Here is a 4,883-nt window from a genome sequence, read left to right on the forward strand (position 1 = left end):
TGCTCAGGAATCTGGATATTTTGCCGTCCTGATCAAGTCTGGGGAATCGATATTACTTATCTTCGGATGGAGAAAGGCTTTATGTACCTGTTTGTCATCGTGGACTGGTACAGCCGACGAATCGTCGATTACGAGCTCTCGAGTACCCTGGAAAAGACCTTTGTGATGGATTGCCTGAAACGAGTGCTATCCGTTCGCAAACCTGAAATCATGAACAGTGACCAAGGGAGCCATTTCACAAATGCTGAATACTTAGAGCTCCTCGATCATGCAAATGTCAGGGTGTCTATGGATGGAAAAGGCCAAGCTCTGGATAATGCCAGAACCGAGCGCTTCTTCAGAACCCTGAAATATGACCTGATCTATATCCAAGAATTTGAGACACCTCGACAACTAAGGGCTGGAATTAGTAGGTATATGCATGAATACAACACTTACAGACCGCATTCATCCATTGGAGATCTCTGTCCGGATGATGTCTATTACGGCAGTGTATTTAGTGCTGCTTAATGAACCCATACACGAGAGGAGAAATAACTTAGATATCGGCCTGACGTGTCTTGACATTGGGGTGCATTATATATCTATACCATTCTCCAAGTCTCAGCAATTCTTTTATGTGATTATGTAGGGTTAGCAGAAGCGGTGAATATAAACGCTAGACGGGTAGAAACAACGTATGTCCAACAGCTTGTTACTGTACTATTTGTTTGGATTTTGATAGTACTTTGCAAGCGTAATAAATTTGGATTTTCATTTTTCTACGGGAAGGTCTTAAACCGAGGATCTGTGTCGCAAAAATGGGTTCTTCTAGGTAGTGTGTTCGTGGGAAATACACTGTGCTTTGTTCCATTTTATATGTTCCATGTAGAAGACAAGCCAGAATACATGCAGGTCGTCATCTTTATCTACGCAATTCTCACTGCAGGGATACTAATCTACTTCTACCGCTATGAAAAGCAGAAATATCTTCAGAGTCGACAAGCGTACTTAACGAAAAAGTAATTCAAGCAAACGAATCGAGCAACAAAGCTTAGAAGGGATAAACAATGAATACTTGGCAGAACATGTTGTTCTTTATTGCGATGACGATGGTCGAAATTTTTACAGTACTTTCATTTATTCTAACGATGGCGAGGATGTCAATTCCTACATATTGGAGAGAACTGGCTGCTGTCACATTGATACAAGGGTACTTTCATTACTGGTTATGGTCGATCGAACCCTTACATCTGTACATATTGATACTACAGTTGCTATTATTTATGCTGTATGCTCGATTTATCTTTCAGATGCACTGGTTTTCTGCTGTTGTGTTAGCTGGACTTTGTTCATTTTTCTATATTATTATGCAGATCGTTGCTGTTTACTTATGTGATGTACTGGGCATTGTGCAAGCGGAGCACATCAATGTGCGTATTACGAAAACAACCTACATCCAGCAACTTCTTTCAGCGTCATTTACTTGGCTGTTGATCTGGATTTGTCAACGTCTTAAACTAGGGTTTACTAATATTTATGGGAAAACTGTCTTTGAGGGGAAGCCTATGCAAAAATGGCTTCTACTGGGCTGCATGTTCATCGGAAACACAATTTCCTTCATCCCCCTTTACAATCATCTTGTAAAAAATAAGCCAAAAGACATGTGGTTGGTGGTCGTGGTATACGCAGTGTTAATTGTAATGCTGTTAGTTTACTTTTATCGAAAAGAGAAGGAGAGGTATAAGAAGCAGCGACAAGCGTATTTGGTGAGAAACTATAAAAAAATAGAATAGTTTATTGTTTAGTTTTTGATATTTGTGCTAGGGTTGTATGAAACTCGTTAGAGTTTCACTTATTGAAGCATAAGCTAATTCAGCTCGAATCGATAACAGGGGATGGTTATCGATTCAGGCCGCATCCCGGAATTAGTCTTATATTCAATAAGATAAGGATGGGATTTCTATGAGTCAACAGCGATTTCATGTCGATCTTTACACTCCAAGCTACAAGCAATATGATGATGGGAATAATTGGTATAATGAAAAAACTAGCTGTGGAGGAACAATGGCTTCGGAAGGATGTTTCATTACTTCGGTTGCAATGGTCTTTCGAGGATTTGATCATTCCGGCGATCCCGGAACTTTGTTGGCAAAATTAAAGGCTAAAAAAGCCGACTGCCCATTTCAATGGTCGACAGCTGCTTCAGAGTATTCGCACACTTGGCATGGAAAGACGTCGGGAGCATTTAGCACACTGAAGCAACAAATTTTTAATAAGATTGTAAATGATTTAATCCCAGTCTTGGTCCATGTACCTAATCATCTGGTCGTAGTGAAAGGTTTCTCCGGAACATTGTCTACTAATGCTAATGGTTCGTTGGCTTACAATGAAATAACACCGTCTATGTTTATGGTTAATGATCCAGGTAGCAGTACGAACAGCACACTTCAGGATGTCATTAATCAACGTGGCGCAGTAGACTACTTCGCACATTATACAGCCTAACCGAAGATGAATAGGAGCCGTAAGACCGGCTCCTATTTCATTTAATAAGCTAATACGGTTGTTTCTGATACGTTTACGCGATCAGGCAACTTATCAAGATCAAGCAATTTATCCTTCGAGGCAAGTAAGATTTGTAGGTTAGGTAAATTTATGAGAGGTTCAACAGATGTAATGTTAGTATCCCTAATGTCGGCCATCTTTAATTTTGGTAGCTGAGCAAGAACTGAAATGTCCATAACCTGCGTACTCCTTATTTCAATTCGCTCCAGATTAGGCAAGTTTTCCATAAGACTTATATCGCTTATTGGGTTGTAGGAGAGAAGAAGATTAACTAAACCTTTGTTGTTTTTAATTCCATCTATGTTTATAAGTTGCGATTGTACTACAGTAAGTGAGATTAAGTTTTTTTGATAAGATAAAAAATCCAAATTTTCAATGTCACCATCAAATAGTTCCAAGTTTGAAATGTGGAGGTTATTGAAATCAGGAAGTTGATCGGCAGTGAAACCATGTATTGCTAAATAACTCAAATTCGGTAGATCATACAAAAACGTATAATCTTCGACTGGCGCTCGAATCAAATGAAGAGAAGAGAGATTCGGCAATTGACTCAAGCAGTGTAGATCCAGTGTTTCTTTGGAAATATCCGCTTCAATCGTAATAGTTGTAACTGATTCGAGATCTTCAAAGTCCCATTCATCGTGGATGGGATTTAACTCCTTCAGAATCAATTCCTCAATCTCAGGCGGACAGGCTGAAAGTACAGAAGATTCTCCTTTGAATATCGTCATGGAACAACCTCCTGTGAATACAACGACACTACTCATAAGTAACAGCCACAGTCTTGCTTTGCGATTCACGAACGTCCCCGTCCTTTCAATATTTTTCTCGTAATCATATTAGTCCGACAATTGATCTCCTTTTCCCTCAATGTATTCATCCAAGAAGATGAATGATAACCGTTTATTTTCGAATGAGATGACCCAAATTTTGTGAGTGAATTTACGAAAAGGTTGTATATCCCAAACTTCTAGACACATTATATATTATACCAGAAAAAGGAGGAGGAGTAATGGAGATCAAGGAAAACCCTAACAAAAATTCTTTTATTTTATTTGTTGAAAATAACAGAATGGTTTTCCAAAACAAAATCATAGCAAGTTTTTTTCGTTGCAACACAAATGTTGGGTTACTTCATGCAATGTTGAACCGTAGGGATGCATCGGCGAGAAAAGAACTAGAGACAAGGTTTAAGAAGCACTTTTTCCAGTATCGATTCTCAAAATACATCTATTCAACCATTCGATTTGGTTCTATTGCATTGGATAGAAAGCGAAGTAGCTATTTCAAAAGAAACCTCTTAATTCTCGACATGCCAGAAGATGATAGAAGTAAAGACGATTCGGGCCTTCGCTCTTGTATGCGAGAAACATTTGAAGTTGACAACGATCCGTATAACTTCCAAAATTACATAGAGCGAGAATGGTTATATTACGCATATAGCCAATTAACAAAGAAGCAACAAAAGGTTATTATGTTAGCATACTCTTTTTGTTTAGTCGATCGAGAGATCGCGGCACGTATGCGAATTAGCCAGCAGGCAGTATGCAAAATTAGAAATAGTGCGTTGAGAAGATTAAGAAGTCGTTTAACCAGTATGCCCATGGAAGTAGAAAGAAATAAGGTGTAATGTTATGGAAAATCAACAAACTCAACAAATAATCTCTGTTATTACAACTGCAATTGGTAATTTTGGTTTCCCTATCGTTGTTGCCAGCTATCTCTTAGTTCGATTTGAAAAGAAAATAGAGCAATTAACGAGTGTGAACATGATGCTTGAGGAAAAAATAGTGAAATTAACCGAAACGATTAACAAACTATCTCACGCTATACGAGAGAACAAATTACCATGAAAGAAATATTGCTATACGATTTGGTCGAGAAGGCACAACGCGGTGATAGTGAAGCATTAAGAGAAATATTAGATTACTTCCATCCATATATCAAAAAAATTAGCAAGCAAAGAAAAAAACAAGAATGGGATGACATGGAAAACGAACTTATCTTATTGGTTATAAAGAATATTTTGAATTATGACATGAATCGTATACCGGATTTTACTGAGTTTTTTCAGATGGTCACAGGTTATCCCCCTGATTATGATTTGTGACTTTTTGGTCTATGTGAATAAGCACTAACATAACTTCGAAGCCACATTGAAAATTGAACTTGCATCGGAACAGACCTAAATAGTAAGTAGCTAAAAAGCATTGAGAGAGTCTGTAAACTATTTTGTGTAAACTCTCAACCTCATTCATTTGAGGTACAATAGAAATAGAAAGGTTGGGAGAACACATGGGTTTACTTTCAAAAGAGCAAATTCGGCAAATGATCAA

The 4,883-nt window shown here is 38.1% G+C and carries 7 protein-coding genes; 6 read left to right on the forward strand and 1 reads right to left on the reverse strand.

What is annotated here, in order from left to right; all coding sequences use genetic code 11:
• The 3 genes from XYCOK13_RS21665 to XYCOK13_RS21675 form a co-directional block, all read left to right on the forward strand.
• On the forward strand, nucleotides 1-510 hold a 510-nt coding region (locus tag XYCOK13_RS21665; protein ID WP_213414340.1), incomplete at its 5' end, for an IS3 family transposase.
• Nucleotides 511-1,049: 539 nt separating this feature from the next.
• A complete protein-coding gene (locus XYCOK13_RS21670; protein WP_213414341.1) occupies nucleotides 1,050-1,775 on the forward strand; it encodes a hypothetical protein in 726 nt (241 codons plus the stop codon).
• Between the two features lie 169 nt (nucleotides 1,776-1,944).
• A complete protein-coding gene (locus XYCOK13_RS21675) occupies nucleotides 1,945-2,487 on the forward strand; it encodes a C39 family peptidase (protein ID WP_213414342.1) in 543 nt (180 codons plus the stop codon).
• 41 nt (nucleotides 2,488-2,528) lie between these two features.
• On the opposite strand, the gene XYCOK13_RS21680 is transcribed toward XYCOK13_RS21675, so the two are convergent.
• On the reverse strand, nucleotides 2,529-3,278 hold the full coding sequence (locus XYCOK13_RS21680; RefSeq protein WP_213414343.1) for a leucine-rich repeat domain-containing protein: 750 nt from the start codon (nucleotides 3,276-3,278) through the stop codon (nucleotides 2,529-2,531).
• A gap of 281 nt (nucleotides 3,279-3,559) precedes the next feature.
• Between XYCOK13_RS21680 and XYCOK13_RS21685 the strand changes: the two genes are divergently transcribed.
• From XYCOK13_RS21685 to XYCOK13_RS21695, 3 genes are read left to right on the forward strand one after another with little or no spacing between them, the layout of a single operon-like run.
• Complete coding sequence (locus XYCOK13_RS21685; protein WP_213414344.1) at nucleotides 3,560-4,177, forward strand: sigma factor-like helix-turn-helix DNA-binding protein; 618 nt, start codon at nucleotides 3,560-3,562, stop codon at nucleotides 4,175-4,177.
• A 4-nt stretch (nucleotides 4,178-4,181) separates the two neighbouring features.
• Complete coding sequence (locus tag XYCOK13_RS21690; RefSeq protein WP_213414345.1) at nucleotides 4,182-4,400, forward strand: YvrJ family protein; 219 nt, start codon at nucleotides 4,182-4,184, stop codon at nucleotides 4,398-4,400.
• A complete protein-coding gene (locus XYCOK13_RS21695; protein WP_213414346.1) occupies nucleotides 4,397-4,657 on the forward strand; it encodes a helix-turn-helix domain-containing protein in 261 nt (86 codons plus the stop codon). Before XYCOK13_RS21690 ends, XYCOK13_RS21695 begins: the two co-directional genes overlap by 4 nt.
• Nucleotides 4,658-4,883 lie beyond the last annotated feature (226 nt).

It is taken from the genome of Xylanibacillus composti, from assembly GCF_018403685.1.
In the GTDB taxonomy this organism is placed as follows: Bacteria; Bacillota; Bacilli; order Paenibacillales; family K13; genus Xylanibacillus; species Xylanibacillus composti.